The organism is Pseudomonas fluorescens (assembly GCF_012974785.1).
Lineage (GTDB): Bacteria > Pseudomonadota > Gammaproteobacteria > Pseudomonadales > Pseudomonadaceae > Aquipseudomonas > Aquipseudomonas fluorescens_BT.
In genome coordinates, this window is sequence record NZ_CP027561.1 from 4,827,727 (window position 1) to 4,849,820 (window position 22,094).

Annotated in this window: 16 protein-coding genes and 2 pseudogenes; 16 read left to right on the top strand and 2 right to left on the bottom strand. The window is 61.2% G+C overall.

Annotated features, from left to right (window positions below):
* The first annotated feature begins 165 nt into the window (after positions 1–165).
* From C6Y56_RS21910 to C6Y56_RS21920, 4 genes and pseudogenes are all read left to right on the top strand, one after another.
* Positions 166–561: a YbaN family protein gene (locus tag C6Y56_RS21910; RefSeq protein ID WP_169431607.1), complete on the top strand. Its 396-nt coding sequence runs from the start codon at positions 166–168 to the stop codon at positions 559–561.
* A 453-nt stretch (positions 562–1,014) separates the two neighbouring features.
* Positions 1,015–1,974: pseudogene (locus C6Y56_RS29650) on the top strand (chemotaxis protein); the annotation flags it as partial.
* A gap of 378 nt (positions 1,975–2,352) precedes the next feature.
* A pseudogene (locus tag C6Y56_RS29655) lies at positions 2,353–2,880 on the top strand (methyl-accepting chemotaxis protein); the annotation flags it as partial.
* A 197-nt stretch (positions 2,881–3,077) separates the two neighbouring features.
* Positions 3,078–4,427 (top strand): CoA transferase, encoded by a 1,350-nt coding sequence (locus C6Y56_RS21920; protein WP_169431609.1) that lies wholly within the window; start codon positions 3,078–3,080, stop codon positions 4,425–4,427.
* A gap of 94 nt (positions 4,428–4,521) precedes the next feature.
* Here C6Y56_RS21920 and arcD (C6Y56_RS21925) read toward each other — a convergent pair whose 3' ends face one another.
* A complete protein-coding gene (arcD, locus tag C6Y56_RS21925) occupies positions 4,522–5,949 on the bottom strand; it encodes an arginine-ornithine antiporter (protein WP_169431610.1) in 1,428 nt (475 codons plus the stop codon).
* A gap of 437 nt (positions 5,950–6,386) precedes the next feature.
* On the opposite strand from arcD (C6Y56_RS21925), the gene arcD (C6Y56_RS21930) reads away from it, so the two are divergent.
* From arcD (C6Y56_RS21930) to C6Y56_RS21985, 12 genes are all read left to right on the top strand, one after another.
* The gene (gene arcD / locus C6Y56_RS21930; RefSeq protein ID WP_169431611.1) at positions 6,387–7,814 is read left to right on the top strand and encodes an arginine-ornithine antiporter; all 1,428 of its coding nucleotides are present in this window, start codon (positions 6,387–6,389) and stop codon (positions 7,812–7,814) included.
* A gap of 34 nt (positions 7,815–7,848) precedes the next feature.
* Positions 7,849–9,105, top strand: a complete 1,257-nt coding sequence (gene arcA / locus C6Y56_RS21935) for an arginine deiminase (protein WP_169431612.1) — start codon at positions 7,849–7,851, stop codon at positions 9,103–9,105.
* Between the two features lie 69 nt (positions 9,106–9,174).
* Positions 9,175–10,185 (top strand): ornithine carbamoyltransferase, encoded by a 1,011-nt coding sequence (locus C6Y56_RS21940; protein WP_169431613.1) that lies wholly within the window; start codon positions 9,175–9,177, stop codon positions 10,183–10,185.
* A 180-nt stretch (positions 10,186–10,365) separates the two neighbouring features.
* Positions 10,366–11,295 carry a carbamate kinase gene (gene arcC, locus C6Y56_RS21945; protein WP_169431614.1) on the top strand — a complete coding sequence of 310 codons (930 nt, stop codon included), beginning with the start codon at positions 10,366–10,368 and terminating at the stop codon, positions 11,293–11,295.
* 62 nt (positions 11,296–11,357) lie between these two features.
* Entirely contained in the window at positions 11,358–11,720 is a 363-nt protein-coding gene (locus tag C6Y56_RS21950) for a DUF5064 family protein (protein ID WP_169431615.1), read from the top strand.
* Between the two features lie 246 nt (positions 11,721–11,966).
* On the top strand, positions 11,967–13,475 hold the full coding sequence (locus tag C6Y56_RS21955; protein WP_169431616.1) for a sigma-54-dependent transcriptional regulator: 1,509 nt from the start codon (positions 11,967–11,969) through the stop codon (positions 13,473–13,475).
* A gap of 345 nt (positions 13,476–13,820) precedes the next feature.
* Entirely contained in the window at positions 13,821–14,204 is a 384-nt protein-coding gene (gene gcvH / locus C6Y56_RS21960; protein WP_085709634.1) for a glycine cleavage system protein GcvH, read from the top strand.
* A 10-nt stretch (positions 14,205–14,214) separates the two neighbouring features.
* Positions 14,215–17,067: an aminomethyl-transferring glycine dehydrogenase gene (gcvP, locus tag C6Y56_RS21965; protein ID WP_169431617.1), complete on the top strand. Its 2,853-nt coding sequence runs from the start codon at positions 14,215–14,217 to the stop codon at positions 17,065–17,067.
* A 128-nt stretch (positions 17,068–17,195) separates the two neighbouring features.
* Positions 17,196–18,572, top strand: coding sequence for an L-serine ammonia-lyase (locus C6Y56_RS21970; protein WP_169431618.1), 1,377 nt, complete (start codon positions 17,196–17,198; stop codon positions 18,570–18,572).
* Between the two features lie 51 nt (positions 18,573–18,623).
* A complete protein-coding gene (gcvT, locus tag C6Y56_RS21975; RefSeq protein ID WP_169431619.1) occupies positions 18,624–19,748 on the top strand; it encodes a glycine cleavage system aminomethyltransferase GcvT in 1,125 nt (374 codons plus the stop codon).
* Positions 19,749–20,152: 404 nt separating this feature from the next.
* A complete protein-coding gene (locus C6Y56_RS21980; protein WP_065258514.1) occupies positions 20,153–20,365 on the top strand; it encodes a cold-shock protein in 213 nt (70 codons plus the stop codon).
* Between the two features lie 97 nt (positions 20,366–20,462).
* Positions 20,463–20,951, top strand: coding sequence for an RDD family protein (locus C6Y56_RS21985; RefSeq protein WP_102621276.1), 489 nt, complete (start codon positions 20,463–20,465; stop codon positions 20,949–20,951).
* A gap of 58 nt (positions 20,952–21,009) precedes the next feature.
* Here the strand turns inward: C6Y56_RS21985 and nadA are convergent, their stop codons facing one another.
* Entirely contained in the window at positions 21,010–22,068 is a 1,059-nt protein-coding gene (gene nadA / locus C6Y56_RS21990; RefSeq protein ID WP_039766022.1) for a quinolinate synthase NadA, read from the bottom strand.
* Positions 22,069–22,094: the final 26 nt, after the last annotated feature.

The window sequence follows — 22,094 nt, forward strand, 5'->3', positions numbered from 1 at the left end:
AGCCACACCGTAAACCCTGTGGGAGCTGGCTTGCCAGCGATGACGGCGTGTCAGACAACATCCCTGTCGACTGACCGGACGCTATCGCTGGCAAGCCAGCTCCCACAAGGAATTGCGTAAGTCTGTAAGATTCCCACCCTGTCACATAAGCCTCTCGCTGAGCCCATGCCCCAACCCGCCTCCTCCCGACTCGCCCGCCTGCTGTTCGGCCTGCTCGCCTATGTCAGCCTCGGCATCGGCCTGATCGCCATCGTCGTGCCCGGCCTGCCGACCACCGAGTTCATCCTGCTCGCCGCCTGGGCGGCCACCCGCAGTTCGCCGCGCCTGAGCGCCTGGCTGGAAAACCATCGGCTGTTCGGGCCGATCCTGAGCAACTGGCGCAACGGCAAGATCATCGCCCGCAAGGCCAAGGTCAGCGCCACGGTCAGCATGCTGCTGTGCGCAACCCTGATGCTGGTGATGCTCGATCATGGCTGGCCGGTCTATCTGGCGATCGCCGGCATGACAATGGGCAACCTCTGGATCTGGTCACGCCCGGAGTCTTTGCCGAAGATTTCCTGATTTTTCCCTTCTTTTCAGGGCATTTGCCCGCGCAAACGTTTTGCCTTGACCGTTCGTCGGCATAGGACTCATGCGCCCTCGCCCCGCGCCGATGAGCATGGAATGGCGCTGAATGGATTTGGCAAACCGGGCACCTCCCTGCCCCGTAGCCAACCGTTCATTCATTCGCGAGAACACCCCATGTTCGACTCCCTGTCCATTCGCCTGAAAATCGTCCTGCTGTCCGGGCTGTGCCTGCTCGGCGTGGTTGCGCTGATCGTCGGCATCAACCTCTACCAGACCAACCAGAACGACAAACTGGTCAGCGACTCGAGCAGCAAGATGCTCACCGCCAGCGTGCAGAACCTGCTGCAGGCCAAGGCTGCCGAGCAGGCGGTACAGGTACAGAAAACCTTCGGCGAGAGCCTGCTGGTGATCACCGCCCTGGCCGACCAGATCAAGGACATGCGCATCATGGCCGCCAAGCGTTCGCTGGACGCCGGGGCCTTGCGTGAAGAACTGAACCAGAGCCTGAAAACCGCCTTCGAGCGCAACAGCAATGTGCTCGGCATCTGGCTGGCCTTCGAACCCAACGGCCTGGACGGCAAGGACAGCGAATTCGCCAACGATGCCGCGCGCCAGTCCAACGAGGCGGGACGCTTCGCCAGTTACTGGAGCCGTGCTGCGGGTCCGGCGCTGAACACGATCATGGTCGAAGACGACATGAACAAGACCACCCTCAGCCTCAGCGGCACGCCTTACAACAGCTGGTACACCTGCCCTCGCGACAACAAGCGCACCTGCCTGCTCGACCCTTACGCCGATACCGTGGGCGGCAAGGAAATGCTCATGACCACCATTTCCGTGCCACTGCTGGTGGACGGCAAGGCCATCGGCGTGGTCGGCATCGACATTGCCCTCGATGCGCTGCAAGCGGCGGCCGTGGGTTCCCAGCGTGACCTGTTCAACGGTGCCGGGCACATGCTGATCGTCTCCGGCAGCGGCGTACTCGGCGCCTACAGCACCGACGCGACCAAGGTCGGCAAAGGCATCGCCGAAACCCTCGGTGCCGAAGGCAAGGACATCCTGCAACTGCTGAGCGCCGGCACGCCGAAGATTCTCGAACAGGGCGATCTGATCCGCGCCGTGTACCCGGTCGATCCCATCGGCAATTCCCGGGCCTGGGGCGTGGTCATCGACCTGCCGAAACAAGTACTGCTGGCCGACTCGGTCAAGCTGCAGGCGGTGCTCGACGATGCACAGAAAACCGGCATGATTACCGCGTTGTCGGTGGCCGTGATCGCCGGTCTGATCGGTCTTGTGCTGATCTGGCTCACCGCCTCCGGTGTGACCCGCCCGATCAACAGCGTCGCCGAAATGCTGAAGAACATCGCCAGCGGTGAAGGCGACCTGACCCAGCGTCTGAATTACAGCAAGAAGGATGAACTGGGCGAACTGGTGAACTGGTTCAACCGCTTCCTCGACAAGCTGCAACCGACCATCGCCCAGATCAAACAGAGCATCACCGAGGCCCGTGGCACCGCCGATCAGTCGTCGGAAATTGCCCGCCAGACCAGCGAAGGCATGCAGGTGCAGTTCCGCGAGATCGATCAGGTTGCAACCGCCTCCAACGAAATGAGCGCCACCGCCCACGACGTCGCCAACAGCGCCTCGAATGCGGCCAACGCGGCGAAAGGTGCCGACCAGTCGGCCAAGGACGGGATGTCGATCATCGAGCGCAGCACCCGCGACATCAATCAACTGGCCGATGAAGTCAGCAAAGCGGTGACCGAAGTCGAAGAGCTGGCGGTCAACAGCGAGCAGATCGGTTCGGTACTGGAAGTGATCCGCAGCATCGCCGAACAGACCAACCTGCTGGCGCTGAACGCCGCGATCGAAGCGGCCCGTGCCGGTGAAAGCGGTCGTGGTTTTGCGGTGGTGGCCGACGAAGTCCGTAACCTCGCCAAGCGCACTCAGGATTCGGTGGAAGAAATCCGCGTGGTCATCGAACGCATCCAGACCGGCACCCGTGGGGTGGTCGCGACCATGCATTCGAGCCAGACCCAGGCCCACAACAACGCCGGGCAGATCCGCCAGGCCGTGGACGCCCTCGGCAAGATCAGCGACGCGGTCACCGTGATCAGCGACATGAACCTGCAGATCGCCAGCGCTGCCGAACAGCAGAGCGCGGTGGCCGAAGAGGTCAATCGCAACGTCTCGGCGATCCGCACCGTCACCGAGACCCTGACCGAACAGGCCACCGAATCGGCGGCGATCAGCAGCCAGCTCAACGCTCTGGCCAGCCAGCAGATGAAACTGATGGATCAGTTCCGCGTGTGATCGCAGTCGCCCTAAATCCCTGTGGGAGCTGGCTTGCCAGCGATGGCGGTAGATCAGTCGATACATTGTTGACTGGCACTTCGTAATCGCTGGCAAGCCAGCTCCCACAGGGACCGGTGATGTCCGGTAAATCGGGGATTTCATCTAAGCCAACAGCGTTTTGCACTATTCTGCCCTCTCGTTCCGGAGGGCCTTCGATGACTGATCTGCTCACGTCCATTCAAGCCGCGCTCGGCTTGTCCCCCACGCCGATTCCGTTCACCGCCGAGGGCGCCCTGCCCTCGGCGTTTGCCGTTACTGACCTTGCCTGCGCGAGCATTGCCGCTGCCGGGCAGGCAGTCGCCGAACTCCTTCAGCAGCAAACCGGCCACTTGCCCGGCGTAGAAGTCGACCGCCGCCTCGCCTCGTTCTGGTTCGCCACCTCGCTACGGCCGATCGGCTGGGAAGTGCCGCCGCTGTGGGATCCGGTCGCCGGCGATTACGCAACCCGAGACGGCTGGATCCGCCTGCACACCAACGCCCCGCATCACCGCGCCGCCGCTGAAAGGGTGCTCGGCGCCTGTGCCGACCGCGCGGCGATGGCGGCGAAAGTCGCGCAATGGGCCAGTGCCGATCTGGAGCAAGCGGTGGTCGAGGCCAAGGGTTGCGCGGCTGAAATGCGCAGTTGGGAACAGTGGCAAAAACATCCCCAAGGATTGGCGGTGAATGCCGAACCCTTGGTGCATTTCAGTGATGAGAAAGACGAAAGTCGTCAACTCTGGCAAGGCTCTGTGGCGCAGCCATTGGCCGGGCTCAAAGTGCTCGATTTGACCCGCGTCCTTGCCGGCCCGACCGCCAGCCGTTTTCTTGCAGGGCTGGGCGCCAACGTCCTGCGCATCGACCCGCCGACCTGGAACGAGCCCGGCGTGGTGCCGGAAGTGACCCTCGGCAAACGCTGTGCGCGACTGGATCTGCATCAACCGGCAGATCGTGCGGTGCTTGAAGGATTGCTCAAGGATGCCGACATTCTGCTCCACGGCTATCGCGCCGATGCGCTTGAAAACCTCGGTTTTGGTGCCGAACGTCGTCGACAACTGGCACCGGGGCTGATCGACGTCTGCCTCAACGCCTACGGCTGGAGCGGCCCGTGGCAGAACCGCCGGGGCTTCGACAGTCTGGTGCAGATGAGCAGCGGGATTGCCGAGGCCGGGCAGCGCTGGAGACAGGCGGACAAACCGACCCCGCTGCCGGTGCAGGCGCTGGACCATGCGACGGGTTATCTGATGGCGGCGAGTGTGATTCGGTTGCTGGCTGAACGGCTGCGCAGTGGTCGAGGTGGATCGGCACGGTTATCGCTGGCGCGGACGGCGAAGTTGTTGGTTCAGCATGGGCCTGGGACTGACGAAGCGTTGCGTCCGGAAAATCCACAGGATCAAAGCTCGCTGGTGGAACAGACCCCCTGGGGGCCGGCGCATCGGCTACAAGCGCCGCTGCGTATTGCTGGAACGCCGTTGCAGTGGGCTTTGCCGGCGACTGAGTTGGGGTCGCATCAACCGCAGTGGCTCTGAGATTCGTGCGTGGTTTGAGATCGCTGCCCTCATCGGAACGCCCAGCGCCGCCAGATCAGCGCTCGCCAAAACTGTCGCCCGATGAAGGACAACCTCACAGGGACAACACGCCGCTGTACAACCCGTAGGCCGCGAGCCCGGCCCCGGCAATGACGCAGGTAAAAATCCCCTTCTCAAACGTGGTGAACAGCGGCTCACCCTGCTCATGCTTGGCCTTGGCGAACAGAATCACCCCCGGCGCATACAGCAGCGCCGACAACAACAGGTATTTCACCCCGCCGGCATACAACAGCCACACCGCGTAACACAGCGCGATGCCGCCGATCAGCAGATCCTTGGTGCGTTCGGCGGAGGCATGTTCATAGGTTTCACCGCGCCCGCTGAGCAAAACCGCATAGGCCGCCGACCACAGGTACGGCACCAGGATCATCGACGAGGCCAGGTAAATCAGGCTGGTGTAGGTGCCGGCGGAAAACAGCGTGATCAGCAGGAAAATCTGGATCATCACGTTGGTCAGCCACAGCGCATTGACCGGCACATGGTTGGCGTTTTCCTTTTTCAGGAACGCCGGCATGGTCTTGTCCTTGGCCGTGGCAAACAGGATTTCGGCGCACAGCAGCGCCCACGACAGCAATGCACCGAGCAACGAAATCGCCAGGCCGATGCTGATCGCCAGCGCACCCCACGGCCCGACGATGTGTTCCAGCACCGCCGCCAGCGACGGGTTCTGCAGGGTCGCCAGTTCCGGCTGACTCATGATCCCCAGCGACAGCACATTGACCAGCACCAGCAATGCCAGCACACCGATGAACCCGATCACCGTGGCCCGGCCGACGTCAGCCCGTTTCTCGGCCCGTGCCGAGTACACGCTGGCGCCTTCGATGCCGATGAACACGAACACCGTCACCAGCATCATGTTGCGCACCTGATCCATCACCCCGCCGAAATTCGGGTTGCTGTGGCCCCAGATGTCGCGGGTGAAGATGTCGGCCTTGAACGCCACGGCGGCGATGACGATGAACATGATCAGCGGCACGATCTTGGCCACTGTCGTCAGCTGGTTAATGAACGCGGCCTCTTTGATCCCGCGCATCACCAGAAAGTGCACGGCCCACAGCAGCACCGAGGCGCAGCCGATGGCAATCGGTGTGTTGCCCTGGCCGAACACCGGAAAGAAGTAACCGAGGGTGCTGAACAGCAATACGAAATAGCCGACGTTGCCCAGCCAGGCGCTGATCCAGTAACCCCACGCGGAAGAGAAACCCATGTAGTCGCCAAATCCGGCCTTGGCGTAGGCGTAGACGCCGGAATCCAGTTCCGGCTTGCGATTGGCCAGAGTCTGGAACACGAACGCCAGGGTCAGCATTCCGATGGCGGTGATTCCCCAACCGATCAGGATTGCGCCGGCATCGGCACGAGCCGCCATGTTCTGCGGCAAAGAGAAAATTCCCCCGCCAATCATCGACCCCACCACCAGGGCGATCAGTGCGCCAAGGCGCAGTTTTTGCGTCGGTTGCGACATTCAAATCTCCTTGAAAGATGGGACGAGGTTTCATTTGTGACAACTATTAACTAACTGGCTAAAACTCGCTGACGTATTTCAGTTAATGCCAACAAACGCTCACTTATATATAGCCGATGACGCTAACGCCTAGCACATTCAGACAGTTCCGTGCGCTGATCCTGATAAATCGATTCTGTATTGAAAACAGATGTGAAAAATTTGCCAAAACCCGAAAAGCAACTAGCGTCATAACTCGAAAGCAATAGGATCCATTCCCAACAATATCGACCAAAGGCTTCTATGACGGGCCTTCCAGACAATAGCTTTATGCCTTCACTCGCTTCATAAGTCATTCATTAACAATGGAATGTGAGCATGCACTGATCTAAGTCAGCTGTTTGAAAAGCCAACAGATCTACGCTGTGAACTCTTCTCTCCTGCAATGGAGTCATGCAATGTCTGAAGCTCCCGGAAAACTACGACTAGGTGCACTGGTTGCATTGGTAGTCGGCTCAATGATCGGTGGTGGAATATTCTCTTTGCCACAAAACATGGCCGCCAGTGCCGACGTCGGCGCGGTACTGATTGGCTGGGCCATCACCGCAGTCGGCATGCTCACCCTCGCTTTCGTCTTTCAAACCCTCGCCAATCGCAAGCCTGACCTGGACGGCGGTGTCTACGCCTATGCCAAGGCCGGTTTCGGCGATTACATGGGTTTCTCTTCGGCCTGGGGCTACTGGATCAGTGCCTGGCTGGGCAACGTGGGGTACTTCGTTCTGCTGTTCAGCACCCTCGGGTATTTCTTTCCGGTTTTTGGGGAAGGCAACACTGTTGCTGCAGTGATCGGCGCCTCGGTCCTGCTGTGGGGCGTGCACTTCCTGGTGTTGCGCGGGATCAAGGAAGCGGCGTTCATCAACCTGGTGACCACCGTCGCCAAGGTCGTGCCACTGTTGCTGTTCGTACTGATCGCACTCTTCGCCTTCAAACTGGACATCTTCACCGCCGACATCTGGGGCCTGAAAAACCCGGACCTGGGCAGCGTGATGAACCAGGTGCGCAACATGATGCTGGTCACCGTGTGGGTGTTCATCGGCATCGAAGGCGCGAGCATCTTCTCGGCCCGGGCGGAAAAACGTTCGGACGTCGGTAAAGCCACCGTGATCGGTTTCATCACCGTGCTGCTGTTCCTGGTGCTGGTGAACGTGCTGTCGCTGGGCATCATGACCCAGCCGGAACTGGCCAAACTGCAGAACCCGTCGATGGCCGCCGTGCTGGAACACGTGGTCGGTCACTGGGGTGCGGTGCTGATCAGCGTCGGCCTGATCATCTCGCTGCTGGGGGCACTGCTGTCGTGGGTGCTGCTGTGCGCGGAGATCATGTTCGCCGCCGCCAAGGACCACACCATGCCGGAGTTCCTGCGCAAGGAGAACGCCAACCACGTACCGGCCAACGCCCTGTGGCTGACCAACGCGATGGTGCAGCTGTTCCTGGTCATCACCCTGTTCTCGGCCAGCACTTACCTGTCGCTGATCTACCTCGCCACGTCGATGATTCTGGTGCCGTACCTGTGGTCGGCGGCCTACGCCCTGCTGCTGGCGGTGCGCGGCGAAAGCTATGAAGGCTTCGCAGCCGAACGGCGCAAGGACCTGATCATCGGCGCCATCGCCCTGATCTACGCCGTGTGGCTGCTCTACGCCGGTGGCGTGAAGTACCTGCTGCTGTCGGCCCTGCTCTATGCCCCGGGCGCGATCCTGTTCGCCAAGGCCAAGCTCGAACTCAAACAACCGGTTTTCACCAACGTCGAGAAGCTGATTTTCGCCGCAGTGATCGTGGGTGCCCTGGTGGCGGCCTACGGTCTCTACGACGGCTTCCTGACTCTGTAATTGCCAAACGTTTTATCTCTGGAGGATCACTGAAATGACCACGGAAAAAGTTAAGTACGGCGTCCATTCCGAAGCCGGCAAACTGCGCAAAGTCATGGTCTGCTCCCCAGGTCTGGCCCATCAGCGGCTGACCCCGAACAACTGCGATGAACTGCTGTTCGACGACGTGCTGTGGGTCGCTCAGGCCAAGCGCGACCACTTCGACTTCGTGACCAAGATGCGTGAGCGCGGGATCGACGTGCTGGAAATGCACAACCTGCTGACCGATATCGTCGGCAACCCCGAAGCACTGGACTGGATCCTCGATCGCAAGGTCACCGCCGATTCGGTGGGCCTGGGCCTGATCAACGAAGTCAAATCCTGGCTGAAAAGCCTGGAGCCGCGACACATCGCCGAATTCCTGATCGGCGGCGTGTCCGCCGATGACCTGCCGGACAGCTTCGGTGGCAAGACCATCCAGATGTTCCGCGACTTCCTCGGCCACTCCAGCTTCATTCTGCCGCCGCTGCCGAACACCCAGTTCACCCGCGATACCACCTGCTGGATTTACGGTGGCGTGACACTGAACCCGATGTACTGGCCGGCCCGTCGTCAGGAAACCCTGCTGACCACCGCCATCTACAAATTCCATCCGCAATTCACCAACGCCGATTTCGAGATCTGGTACGGCGACCCGGACAAGGATCACGGCAGCTCGACCCTCGAAGGCGGCGACGTGATGCCGATCGGCAACGGCGTGGTGCTGATCGGTATGGGCGAGCGCTCGTCGCGTCAGGCCATCGGCCAACTGGCGCTGAATCTGTTCAAGAACAAGGCTGTGGAAAAAGTCATCGTCGCCGGCCTGCCAAAATCCCGCGCGGCGATGCACCTGGATACCGTGTTCAGCTTCTGCGACCGCGACCTCGTCACGATCTTCCCGGAAGTGGTCAACCAGATCGTCGCCTTCACCCTGCGCCCTGACGAAAGCAAACAGGGCGGCATCGACATCCGTCGCGAAGAAGGCACGTTCCTCGACGTCGTGGCCCAAGCCCTCAACCTGCCGAAGCTGCGCGTCGTCGAAACCGGCGGCAACAGCTTCGCCGCCGAACGCGAGCAATGGGACGACGGCAACAACGTGGTGGCCGTGGAGCCTGGCGTGGTCATCGGCTACGACCGCAACACTTACACCAACACCCTGCTGCGCAAGGCCGGGGTCGAGGTCATCACCATCAGCGCCGGCGAACTGGGCCGTGGCCGTGGCGGCGGCCACTGCATGACCTGCCCGATCATCCGCGACCCAATCGATTACTAAACGACCATCTCCCCGGCCGCACCTATCCCGTAGCGGCCGGGCCGATTACCGAATCCAAGGAGAATCATCATGGCGTTCAACATCCACAACCGTAACCTGCTCAGCCTGGAGCACCACACCCCACGTGAGCTGCGTTACCTGCTCGACCTGTCCCGCGACCTTAAACGCGCCAAGTACACCGGCACCGAGCAACAGCACCTGAAGGGCAACAACATCGCCCTGATCTTCGAAAAAACCTCGACCCGTACCCGCTGCGCGTTCGAAGTCGCCGCTTATGACCAGGGCGCCAACGTTACCTACATCGATCCGAATTCCTCGCAGATCGGCCACAAGGAAAGCATGAAGGACACAGCCCGGGTGCTGGGTCGCATGTACGACGCCATCGAGTACCGTGGCTTCAAGCAGGAAATCGTCGAAGAACTGGCCAAGTTTGCCGGTGTGCCGGTGTTCAACGGCCTGACCGATGAATATCACCCGACCCAGATGATCGCCGACGTGCTGACCATGCGTGAGCATGCCGACAAGCCGATCCACGAGATCAGCTACGCCTACCTGGGCGATGCGCGCAACAACATGGGCAACTCGCTGCTGCTGGTCGGCGCCAAACTCGGCATGGACGTGCGCATCTGCGCACCGAAAGCCCTGTGGCCCCACGATGACCTGGTGCAGCGCTGCAAGAAATACGCGGAAGAAAGCGGTGCCCGCATCACCCTGACCGAAGACCCGAAAGCCGCCGTCAAGGGCGTCGATTTCATCCACACCGACGTCTGGGTATCGATGGGCGAGCCGGTGGAAGCCTGGGCCGAGCGTATCCAGCAACTGCTGCCGTATCAGGTCAACGCCGAGCTGATGAAAGCCACCGGCAACCCGCGCACCAAGTTCATGCACTGCCTGCCGGCGTTCCACAACAGCGATACCAAGGTCGGCAAACAGATCGCCGAACAGTATCCGCACCTGGCCAACGGCATCGAAGTGACCGACGACGTGTTCGAGTCGCCTGCCTGCATCGCCTTCGAGCAAGCGGAAAACCGCATGCACACCATCAAGGCGATTCTGGTGTCGACCCTGGCTGATCTGTAACCCACTGAGGGAACCGCCTCCCCATGTGGGAGCGGGCTTGCTCACGAAAGCGGAGTGTCATTCAACAGTGATGTCGACTGATCTGACGCCTTCGCGAGCAAGCCCGCTCCCACAAGGGATCCTGGTTTCAACATGGACACGAGTCGTTTGCCATTCCTCTGTACAAGAAGGACAAGCACCATGCGTATCGTCGTAGCTCTGGGCGGTAACGCCCTGCTCCGCCGTGGCGAGCCGATGACCGCTGACAACCAGCGCGCCAACATCCGCATCGCCACCGAGCAAATCGCCAAGATTCATCCCGGCAATCAACTGGTCATCGCCCACGGCAATGGCCCGCAAGTCGGTCTGCTGTCGTTGCAGGCAGCGGCCTACACCTCCGTCACCCCTTACCCGCTGGACGTGCTCGGTGCCGAAACCGAAGGCATGATCGGCTACATCATCGAACAGGAACTGGGCAATCTGCTGGACTTCGAGGTGCCGTTCGCAACCCTGCTGACCCAGGTTGAAGTCGATGCCAAGGACCCGGCGTTCCAGAACCCGAGTAAACCCATCGGCCCGGTCTACGAGAAAGCCGAAGCGGAAAAACTCGCCGCCGAAAAAGGCTGGGCGATTGCCCCGGACGGCGACAAGTTCCGCCGCGTGGTGGCCAGCCCACGGCCGAAACGCATCTTTGAAATCCGCCCGATCAAGTGGCTGCTGGACAAGGGCAGCATCGTGATCTGCGCCGGCGGTGGCGGCATTCCGACCATGTACGACGAGAACCGCAATCTCAAAGGCATCGAAGCGGTGATCGACAAGGACCTGTGCTCGGCGCTGCTGGCCGAACAGCTGGAAGCGGACTTGCTGGTGATCGCCACCGACGTCAACGCGGCGTACATCGACTTCAAAAAACCAACCCAGAAAGCCATCGCCGAGGCGCATCCGGATGAACTCGAACGACTGGGTTTTGCCGCGGGGTCCATGGGACCAAAGGTTCAGGCAGCCTGCGAATTCGCGCGCCATACTGGCAAGGTCGCGGTGATCGGTTCGCTCTCGGACATCGAAGCCATCGTCCAGGGCACCGCCGGTACACGGGTCAGCACGGCAGCGCCAGGCATCACCTACCGATAACAAGAAACTCCGGGGGCAGATCTCAGGTCTGCCCTTCTCCCATGCCTTGAAAGGAGAAAACCATGGCCCAGTTCGAACCCGGCCGCTTGCACATCGAGCGCCACGCGTTAACTGACGACGACGTCAATTACAACGTGCACCTCGACTATGAAGTGTTCACCGATCCCCAGAAAGGCAAAGGGATACAGTTCACCCTGCATGGCAGCATGCAGGGAAAAGAGGTCAAAGAACCGTTCTTTCTGCCCAAGGAGGAAGCCTACAACTTCGCTCGCAACGTGACGCAAATTGCCGAAAAGTACGGCATCCCCAAGAGTCACAGCCAGATCGGCTCGGTGCACAAACATTACGACCTGATGTTTGAAGACATCCGCAAGCAGTTGAATATGCAATCCGGGGATCCGGTCAATCCCGAGCATTTCGAGTAACCCCAAAAGCCCCCTCCCGGAGGGAGAGGCTGGGGTGAGTTGCTTGCTCAAGGTACACCGACCTGAAATAGCGAGCCGAACTCAAGTTTTGAAAAGCCCCAATCTGCTCCCTTTCCCCTCGCCCCTCTGGGGAGAGGGCTGGGGTGAGGGGTGGATTTCGAGCACGACGCCATTCTCAAGATTTCACCCCAGTCCCCATCAAGGCATACTTGCCCCCCTCCGCACTCCAGAACCCAGAACCGCCCCATGCGTATCCACGTCAGCTTCATCGACCGCGTCGGCATCACCCAGGAAGTCCTGGCTATCCTCGGCGGGCGTAATCTCAATCTGGATGCGGTGGAGATGATCCCACCCAACGTCTACATCGACGCCCCGACCTTGAGCCCGCAAGTGCTCGAAGAACTGAAGGATGCGCTGTTTCGCGTGCGTGGTGTAGAAGCAGTGACCGTGGTCGACATCCTCCCCGGTCAGCGCCGGCACTTGCAACTCGATGCATTGCTCGCGGCGATGACCGACCCGGTGCTGGCGCTCGACAGCGCCGGCAAGGTGCTGCTGGCCAACCCGGCGCTGATCGCCTTGTACGGTCGCGAGCCGGCGGGCGAAAGCGTGTCGGAACTGTTCAACGATCCGGGCCTGCTCGAAACCCTGCTCGAACAGGGCTTCCGCCTGCCGCTGCGGGAAATCACCGTCAACGGCCAGACCCTGTTGCTGGACGCCACGCCGATCACCGACGCCGGTGCCCTGCTGACGCTGTATCAACCGAACCGCATCGGCGAACAACTCTCGGCGTTGCACCACGACCATGCCGAAGGCTTTGATGCGCTGCTCGGTGAATCGCCGCCAATCCGCACCCTCAAGGCTCGCGCCCAACGCGTCGCGGCCCTCGACGCGCCGCTGCTGATCCAGGGCGAAACCGGCACGGGCAAGGAACTGGTGGCCCGCGCCTGCCACGCCATCAGCGCCCGGCACAGTGCGCCATTCCTCGCACTGAACTGCGCGGCCCTGCCGGAGAACCTCGCCGAAAGCGAGCTGTTCGGCTACGCCCCCGGCGCCTTCACCGGCGCACAACGCGGCGGCAAACCGGGGCTGATGGAGTTGGCCAACCAAGGCACGGTGTTCCTCGACGAGATCGGCGAGATGTCGCCGTACTTGCAGGCCAAACTGCTGCGCTTTCTCAACGATGGCAGCTTCCGTCGGGTCGGTGGCGATCGTGAGGTGAAGGTCAACGTGCGGATCCTCAGCGCCACCCACCGCGATCTGGAAAAAATGGTCAGCGAAGGCCTGTTTCGCGAAGACCTGTTCTACCGCCTCAACGTGCTCAACGTCGAAGTGCCGCCGTTACGCGAACGCGGTCAGGACATTCTGCTACTGGCCCGCTACTTCATGCAGCAGGCCTGCGCGCAGATCCAGCGCCCGGTCTGCCGCCTCGCCCCGGGCACTTACCCGGCGCTGCTCGGCAACCGCTGGCCGGGCAACGTGCGGCAATTGCAGAACGTGATCTTCCGCGCCGCCGCCATCTGCGAAAGCAGCCTGGTGGACATCGGCGATCTCGACATCGCCGGCACCTCGGTGGCACGCCAGGCCGACACCGACGTCGACAGTCTGGAAGAAGCCGTGGAAGCCTTCGAGAAATCGCTGCTGGAAAAACTCTACGTCAGCTACCCCTCGACCCGCCAACTGGCCAGCCGCCTGCAGACCTCGCACACCGCCATCGCGCATCGACTGCGCAAATACGGCATCCCCAACAAGCCCTGAGGCGAGACCCCGCTCCCACAGGGTATGTGGCGGATTCGAAATCCGTTCAAAAGCGACCTCCATCTGTACTGAAAGCGCTACAGCGGAACGATATCGATACAGCCTCCTCGAATCACCGCTGTGCAAGGCTTTGATCCGGTTCAGCTTTTTTCTTCGCCTCACGGTGTAGCGATTTCGCTACAGTCAACGTAATTGCGCTCGCCCACCAATCAATCAAGCCATTGATTTATAACGATATTTTTACATTGGCCGCGTTCTTGCTAAGTAACCGTTCATAAAATCAGGGCATTGCCGCCCGAGCATTCCACCGCGTCCACCAGACGAGTCTGGCCCCTAGGAGATTCCATGAGCGAGTTGCGTTTTACTGAAGATCACGAATGGCTGCGCGCCGAAGCCGATGGTTCTGTCACCGTTGGCATCACCGCTTTCGCGCAGAACGCCCTGGGCGACGTGGTGTTCGTGCAACTGCCTGAATTGCAGGCGTACGAGAAAGGCGCCGAAGCCGCCACCGTGGAATCGGTGAAAGCCGCCAGCGGCGTGTACATGCCACTGGACGGTGAAGTGCTGGCAGTGAACCCGGCGCTGGAAGATGCCCCTGAACTGGTCAACGAAGATCCGCTGGGCGAAGGCTGGTTCTTCCGCTTCAAGCCATCCGACGCTTCCGCCGTCGCCAAGCTGCTGGATCAGGACGCCTACGACCGCCTGATCAAAGCCCAAGCCGAAGCCTGAGGAACCTGACATGACCCAAGTAAATCTCGGCACCGCCAACGAATTCATCGCCCGTCACATCGGCCCGCGCGCCGGTGACGAGCAAGCCATGCTCAACAGCCTCGGTTTCGACTCGCTCGAAGCTCTGAGTGCCAGCGTCATCCCGGAAAGCATCAAGGGCACCAGCGTGCTCGGCCTCGACGACGGCCTGAGCGAAGCCGATGCCCTGGCAATGATCAAAGGCATCGCCGGCAAGAACCAGCTGTTCAAGACCTACATCGGCCAGGGCTACTACAACTGCCACACGCCGTCGCCGATCCTGCGCAACCTGCTGGAAAACCCGGCCTGGTACACCGCCTACACCCCGTACCAGCCGGAAATTTCCCAGGGCCGTCTCGAAGCGCTGCTGAACTTCCAGACCCTGATCAGCGACCTTACCGGCCTGCCGATCGCCAACGCCTCCTTGCTCGACGAAGCCACCGCCGCTGCCGAAGCCATGACCTTCTGCAAACGCCTGAGCAAGAACAAGGGCAGCCACCAGTTCTTCGCCTCGATCCACAGCCACCCGCAAACCCTCGACGTGCTGCGCACCCGGGCCGAGCCGCTGGGCATTGAAGTGGTGGTCGGCGACGAGCGTGAACTGACCGACGTGACGCCATTCTTCGGCGCACTGCTGCAATACCCGGCGAGCAACGGTGATGTGTTCGACTACCGCGAAATGACCGAGCGCTTCCACGCCGCCAACGCACTGGTCGCCGTGGCTGCCGACCTGCTGGCCCTGACCCTGCTGACTCCGCCGGGTGAATTCGGCGCCGACGTGGCCATCGGCAGTGCGCAACGCTTCGGCGTGCCGCTGGGCTTCGGTGGCCCGCACGCGGCTTACTTCTCCACCAAAGACGCGTTCAAGCGCGACATGCCCGGCCGTCTGGTCGGTGTTTCGGTTGACCGTTTCGGCAAACCGGCCCTGCGTCTGGCGATGCAGACCCGCGAGCAACACATCCGCCGCGAGAAAGCCACGTCGAACATCTGCACCGCACAAGTGCTGCTGGCCAACATCGCCAGCATGTACGCCGTGTATCACGGCCCGAAAGGCCTGACCCAGATCGCCAACCGCGTGCATCACCTGACCGCGATCCTGGCCAAGGGCCTGAGCGCACTGGGCGTGACCGTCGAGCAAGCCAGCTTCTTCGACACCCTGACCCTGGCCACCGGCGCGCAAACTGCTGCGCTGCATGACAAGGCCCGCGCCCAACAGATCAACCTGCGTGTGATCGATGCCCAGCGTCTAGGCCTGTCGGTGGACGAAACCACCACCCAGGCCGACATCGAAACCCTGTGGAGCCTGTTCGCCGATGGCAAGAGCCTGCCGGATTTCGCTGCGCTGGCCGCTGCCGCACAAAGCACCATTCCAGCTACGCTGGTGCGTCAGTCGCCGATCCTCAGCCACCCGGTGTTCAACCGTTATCACTCGGAAACCGAGCTGATGCGCTACCTGCGCAAACTGGCGGACAAGGACCTGGCACTGGATCGCACCATGATCCCGCTGGGCTCGTGCACCATGAAGCTCAACGCCGCCAGCGAAATGATCCCGGTGACCTGGGCCGAATTCGGTGCGCTGCACCCGTTCGCCCCGGCCGAGCAAAGCGCCGGTTACCAGCAACTGACCGACGAACTGGAAGCGATGCTTTGCGCCGCCACCGGTTACGACGCGATCTCGCTGCAGCCGAACGCTGGTTCCCAGGGTGAGTACGCAGGTCTGCTGGCGATTCGCGCCTACCACCAGAGCCGTGGCGAAGACCGTCGCGACATCTGCCTGATCCCGTCGTCCGCCCACGGCACCAACCCGGCGACCGCCAACATGGCCGGCATGCGCGTGGTCGTGACCGCGTGCGACGCCCGTGGCAACGTGGACATCGAAGACCTGCGCGCCAAGGCCATCGAGCACCGCGAACACCTCGCCGCACTGATGATCACCTACCCGTCGACCCACGGCGTGTTCGAAGAAGGCATCCGCGAAATCTGCGGCATCATTCATGACAACGGCGGCCAGGTGTACATCGACGGCGCCAACATGAACGCGATGGTCGGCCTCTGCGCCCCGGGCAAGTTCGGCGGCGACGTCTCGCACCTGAACCTGCACAAGACCTTCTGCATTCCGCATGGCGGTGGCGGCCCGGGCGTCGGCCCGATCGGCGTGAAATCGCACCTGACGCCGTTCCTGCCGGGCCACGGCCACATGGAACGCAAGGAAGGCGCGGTCTGCGCAGCACCGTTCGGCAGCGCGAGCATTCTGCCGATCACCTGGATGTACATTCGCATGATGGGTGGCGCAGGTCTCAAGCGCGCTTCGCAACTGGCGATCCTCAATGCCAACTACATTTCCCGTCGCCTGGAAGAGCACTACCCGGTGCTGTACACCGGCAGCAACGGTCTGGTGGCGCACGAGTGCATCCTCGATCTGCGCCCGCTGAAAGACAGCAGCGGCATCAGCGTCGATGACGTCGCCAAGCGTCTGATCGACTTCGGCTTCCACGCCCCGACCATGTCGTTCCCGGTAGCCGGCACACTGATGATCGAGCCGACCGAAAGCGAATCCAAGGAAGAGCTGGACCGCTTCTGCGACGCCATGATCCGCATCCGCGAAGAAATCCGCGCTGTAGAGAACGGCACCCTGGACAAGGACGACAACCCGCTGAAGAACGCTCCGCACACCGCCGCAGAGCTGGTCGGCGAGTGGACTCACCCGTACAGCCGCGAGCAAGCGGTGTACCCGGTGGCGTCGTTGATCGAAGGCAAGTACTGGCCGCCGGTCGGTCGCGTCGACAACGTGTTCGGCGACCGCAACCTGGTCTGCGCCTGCCCGTCGATCGAAAGCTACGCTTGATTGAATGAGGGGCGGTTTATCCGCTCCGACTTCCAGAACTCCTTGTGGGAGCTAGCTAGCTCCCACAAGGAAATGCACCAAGCCTGATATTCCGCCAATTCCTATAACAAGAAACCGGAGAACCACTCATGTCGTTAAGCGTGTTCGACCTGTTCAAGATTGGCATCGGCCCCTCCAGCTCCCACACCGTCGGCCCGATGCGTGCTGCTGCGCGCTTCGTCGAAGGCCTGCGCCGGGAAAACCTGTTGTCGGCCACCACCGGTATCAGGGTCGAGTTGTATGGATCCCTCGGCGCCACCGGCAAGGGCCACGGCAGCGACAAAGCCGTGCTGCTGGGCCTGGAAGGTGAACACCCGGACACCGTGGATACCGAAACCGTCGCCGCACGTCTCACGCAGATTCGCGGAAGCGGGCGTTTGAACCTGCTCGGCGAACACAGCATCGCGTTCAATGAGAAAGAACACCTGGCAATGATCCGCAAGCCGTTGGCCTATCACCCCAACGGTATGATCTTCCGTGCCTTCGATGCGGCGCGATTGCAGATCCGCAGCCGCGAGTACTACTCGGTCGGGGAAGGCTTTGTGGTCGACGAAGACGCGGCCGGTGCCGACCGCATCGTCGAAGATGCCACCCCGCTGACCTTCCCGTTCAAAAGTGCCAAGGACTTGCTCGGTCACTGCGCCACCTATGGTCTGTCGATCAGCCAGGTGATGCTGACCAACGAAAGCGCCTGGCGCCCGGAAGCGGAAACCCGCGCCGGCCTGCTGAAAATCTGGCAAGTGATGCAGGACTGCGTGGCTGCGGGCTGTCGTAACGAAGGCATTCTGCCGGGTGGCCTGAAGGTCAAGCGGCGGGCGGCAGCACTGCACCGGCAACTGTGCAAGAACCCGGAATCGTCACTGCGCGATCCGCTGTCGGTGCTGGACTGGGTCAACCTCTACGCCCTCGCCGTCAACGAAGAAAACGCCAACGGCGGGCGCGTGGTCACGGCACCGACCAATGGCGCGGCGGGGATCATCCCTGCGGTGCTGCATTACTACATGCGCTTTATTCCCGGCGCAAACGATGACGGCGTGGTGCGTTTTCTGCTGACCGCGGCGGCCATCGGCATTCTGTACAAGGAAAACGCCTCGATCTCCGGCGCCGAAGTCGGCTGTCAGGGCGAGGTTGGCGTGGCCTGCTCGATGGCGGCCGGCGCGTTGTGCGAAGTCCTCGGCGGCAGCGTGCAGCAAGTGGAAAACGCCGCCGAAATCGGCATGGAACACAACCTCGGCCTGACCTGCGATCCGATCGGCGGGCTGGTTCAGGTGCCGTGCATCGAGCGCAACGCCATGGGCTCGGTCAAGGCGATCAACGCCGTGCGCATGGCCATGCGCGGAGACGGGCAGCACTTCGTCTCCCTCGACAAGGTCATCCGCACCATGCGCCAGACCGGCGCCGACATGAAAAGCAAATACAAGGAGACCGCCCGTGGCGGTCTGGCGGTCAACATTATCGAGTGTTAATTAGCCCCCTCTCCCTGCGGGAGAGGGTTGGTGTGAATCAAGGAGTTCCGCATGTCCACCGAACAATTGTCGAAAACCCCGCTGCACGCTCTGCACATCGAACTCGGCGCCCGCATGGTGCCGTTCGCCGGCTACGACATGCCGGTGCAATACCCGCTGGGCGTGATGAAAGAACACCAGCACACCCGTGAGCAGGCAGGGCTGTTCGATGTCTCGCACATGGGCCAGATCCGCCTGACCGGCGCCAATGCCGCCAAAGCCCTGGAAACCCTGGTGCCGGTGGACATCATTGACCTGCCGGTGGGCATGCAGCGCTACGCGATGTTCACCAACAAAACCGGCGGCATTCTCGATGACCTGATGGTCGCCAACCTCGGCAACGACGAACTGTTCCTGGTGGTCAACGCCGCGTGCAAGGATCAGGATCTCGCGCATTTGCAACAACACATCGGCGATCAGTGCACCATTACGGAGCTGTTCGAAGCCCGCGCCCTGCTCGCCCTGCAAGGTCCGGCGGCCGTAACCGTACTGGCACGCCTGGCGCCGGAAGTGGCGAAGATGACTTTCATGCAGTTCGCCCGAGTGACTCTGCTGGGTGTGGATTGCTTCATCAGCCGCTCGGGCTACACCGGTGAAGACGGTTTCGAAATCTCGGTACCGGCAGGCGATGCAGAAAAACTCGCTCGCGCCCTGCTGGCCGAACCCGAAGTGGCGGCCATCGGCCTCGGCGCCCGGGATTCACTGCGCCTGGAGGCCGGCCTGTGCCTGTACGGCCACGACATGAACTCCGAGACCACGCCGATCGAAGCCAGCCTGCTGTGGGCAATATCCAAGCCACGGCGTGCCGATGGTGCGCGGGCTGGCGGCTTCCCGGGGGCAGAACAGATTTTCAGCCAGCAGCAGAACGGCGTCGCGCGTAAACGCGTCGGCCTGCTGCCTCAGGAGCGCACGCCGGTCCGTGAAGGAGCAGAGATCGTCAACGAAGCCGGCGAAATCATCGGCAGCGTGTGCAGCGGCGGTTTCGGTCCGACCCTGGGCGGGCCATTGGCGATGGGTTACCTCGACAGCGCCTATGTCGCACTGGACACGCCAGTCTGGGCCATCGTTCGTGGGAAAAAGGTGCAAATGCTTGTAAGCAAAATGCCATTTGTTCCACAACGCTACTATCGCGGTTGATTGACTGTTTCTATAAGTAACGCGATTGCGTTATGCGTGCACTAATGTGTAACGCAATCGCCATAAAACAGTGCACTCCGTTTACATTCGATTCGAATATGAACTTGGCTTATAACGTTCGAAAACAATTGAACAAGCCAATCGAATAAGCCGGACTAGTGGACCGACTAAGTGCCAGCAAGCGCAGGAAAACCGGGGCCTTCACAGGGCTTGTTTTTCCTCCCGTAGTTGGCGTAGAGTTTGTCCACTGTGTTTGCATGGGTCAGCTTGGAATCGTGACCTGGGCAGTAGCCTACAAGTTAGCTACATCCCGTTCGACGTCTTCTTACTCTCCTGCAACCAGCCCCAGTACTCTTTCATGAGGAAGAGACTGTCATCAATTTTTGCGTCAAAGGAAATAAGAAATGTCCACACGTCAGAGCGGTACCGTCAAGTGGTTTAACGACGAGAAAGGTTTTGGTTTTATCACTCCAGAAAGCGGTCCGGATCTGTTCGTGCATTTCCGCGCCATTCAGGGCAGCGGCTTCAAGAGCCTGAAAGAAGGCCAGAAAGTGACCTTCGTTGCCGTACAAGGCCAGAAAGGCATGCAGGCTGATGAAGTCATCGCCGAAGCCTGATCTTCTGTAACGAAAAAGCCCCTGATATTGATATCAGGGGCTTTTTTGTGCGCGTGAATCCGTAAAATGGCGCTTCACTTTCCGTCCAGAGGCTGCCATGTCGAAACACCTGCTCATTCCCCAGGGCGATTTCCCCGCCGTCGGCCTTGGCCGCCGCCTGGCAGCGATGTTCTACGACTTTCTCCTGTGCACCGCCCTGCTGATCGTGACCGGCGGCATCTACAAGATGATTCAGGCCGCGATCATCGGCGAAGAGCGCCTGCGAGTGCTGACCGACGCCGGCAAGCTGGACGGCGACCCGCTGTACTCAACCGTTCTGCTGCTGGTGCTGTTCGGCTTCTTTGCCAAGTTCTGGACCCACGCCGGCCAGACGCTGGGCATGCAGGTATGGGGCATCCGTGTGCAGAACGCCGATGGTACCGCCATCAGCCTGTGGCAGGCGCTGCTGCGGTTCATGGTGTCGATTGCGTCGTGGCTCTGTCTGGGGGTGGGGTTCTTCTGGTCGCTGTTCGACAAGCGCAAGCGCGCCTGGCATGACATCTACTCGGATACACAACTGGTGCGGATCCCGAAGAAAGCAAAGTAACCCTGCAGATGCAAAAACGCCCCGATCAAATCGGGGCGTTTTCGTTTACGACTCAAGGTCAGGCGTTGCCTGCCAGCTTCATGCGCGCGGCCTGGGTGAAATCGAGCATGCGCTTGAGCGGGCGGATCGCCTGAGGAATGAGGGCCGGGTCGACGAAGATCTCATTCGAGCCCTCCTTCAGGCACTTGAGCGTGCGCTCAAGGGTGTTCATGGCCATCCACGGGCAATGTGCGCAGCTGCGGCACGCCGCGCCATTACCGGCGGTTGGCGCCTCGATGAAGACCTTGTCCGGGCACAGCTGCTGCATCTTGTAGAAGATGCCGCGGTCGGTGGCCACGATCAGGGTCTTGTTCGGCAGCGATTGAGCGGCGGCAATCAGCTGACTGGTAGAACCCACGGCGTCCGCCAGTTCGATCACCGAGGTCGGCGATTCCGGATGCACCAGAATGGCGGCGTCCGGGTACAGCGCTTTCATGTCTTCCAGCTGTTTGGACTTGAACTCTTCGTGGACGATGCAGGCACCATCCCAGAGCAGCATGTCGGCGCCGGTCTGACGCTGGATGTAGGTACCCAGGTGCTTGTCCGGGCCCCAGATAATGGTTTCGCCGTTGTCCATCAGGCTTTCGACGATCTCCAGCGCGCAGCTCGATGTCACCACCCAGTCGGCCCGGGCTTTGACCGCCGCCGACGTGTTGGCGTACACCACGACCGTGCGCTCCGGATGCTGATCGCAGAACGCCGAGAACTCATCCACCGGGCAACCCAGGTCCAGCGAGCAGGTAGCCTCCAGGGTCGGCATCAGCACACGTTTTTCCGGGTTAAGAATCTTCGCGGTTTCACCCATGAACTTCACACCGGCGACCACCACGGTCTTGGCCGGGTGGGCGTTGCCGAAGCGGGCCATTTCCAGAGAATCGGACACGCAACCGCCGGTTTCTTCGGCGAGGGCCTGGATGATCGGATCGCAATAAAAGTGGGCAACCAGCACCGCGTCCTGAGCCTTGAGCTCGGCGGCGATGGCGGAACGGTAATAAGCCTCTTCCTCGGCCGTCAGCGGTTTGGGCTGTTTGGCGTCGAGGTGGGCTTGTACCAGAAGGCGTTCGGAAATCTGCGTCATGTTCGCAAGACCTGCAGGCGCATTCG

Excerpts from the sequence above, each read along its gene's own strand:
- C6Y56_RS21910 (WP_169431607.1), top strand. The coding sequence starts at position 166 with ATGCCCCAACCCGCCTCCTCCCGACTCGCCCGCCTGCTGTTCGGCCTG.
- C6Y56_RS21920 (WP_169431609.1), top strand. The coding sequence starts at position 3,078 with ATGACTGATCTGCTCACGTCCATTCAAGCCGCGCTCGGCTTGTCCCCC.
- arcD (WP_169431610.1), bottom strand. The coding sequence starts at position 5,949 with ATGTCGCAACCGACGCAAAAACTGCGCCTTGGCGCACTGATCGCCCTG.
- arcD (WP_169431611.1), top strand. The coding sequence starts at position 6,387 with ATGTCTGAAGCTCCCGGAAAACTACGACTAGGTGCACTGGTTGCATTG.
- arcA (WP_169431612.1), top strand. The coding sequence starts at position 7,849 with ATGACCACGGAAAAAGTTAAGTACGGCGTCCATTCCGAAGCCGGCAAA.
- C6Y56_RS21940 (WP_169431613.1), top strand. The coding sequence starts at position 9,175 with ATGGCGTTCAACATCCACAACCGTAACCTGCTCAGCCTGGAGCACCAC.
- arcC (WP_169431614.1), top strand. The coding sequence starts at position 10,366 with ATGCGTATCGTCGTAGCTCTGGGCGGTAACGCCCTGCTCCGCCGTGGC.
- C6Y56_RS21950 (WP_169431615.1), top strand. The coding sequence starts at position 11,358 with ATGGCCCAGTTCGAACCCGGCCGCTTGCACATCGAGCGCCACGCGTTA.
- C6Y56_RS21955 (WP_169431616.1), top strand. The coding sequence starts at position 11,967 with ATGCGTATCCACGTCAGCTTCATCGACCGCGTCGGCATCACCCAGGAA.
- gcvH (WP_085709634.1), top strand. The coding sequence starts at position 13,821 with ATGAGCGAGTTGCGTTTTACTGAAGATCACGAATGGCTGCGCGCCGAA.
- gcvP (WP_169431617.1), top strand. The coding sequence starts at position 14,215 with ATGACCCAAGTAAATCTCGGCACCGCCAACGAATTCATCGCCCGTCAC.
- C6Y56_RS21970 (WP_169431618.1), top strand. The coding sequence starts at position 17,196 with ATGTCGTTAAGCGTGTTCGACCTGTTCAAGATTGGCATCGGCCCCTCC.
- gcvT (WP_169431619.1), top strand. The coding sequence starts at position 18,624 with ATGTCCACCGAACAATTGTCGAAAACCCCGCTGCACGCTCTGCACATC.
- C6Y56_RS21980 (WP_065258514.1), top strand. The coding sequence starts at position 20,153 with ATGTCCACACGTCAGAGCGGTACCGTCAAGTGGTTTAACGACGAGAAA.
- C6Y56_RS21985 (WP_102621276.1), top strand. The coding sequence starts at position 20,463 with ATGTCGAAACACCTGCTCATTCCCCAGGGCGATTTCCCCGCCGTCGGC.
- nadA (WP_039766022.1), bottom strand. The coding sequence starts at position 22,068 with ATGACGCAGATTTCCGAACGCCTTCTGGTACAAGCCCACCTCGACGCC.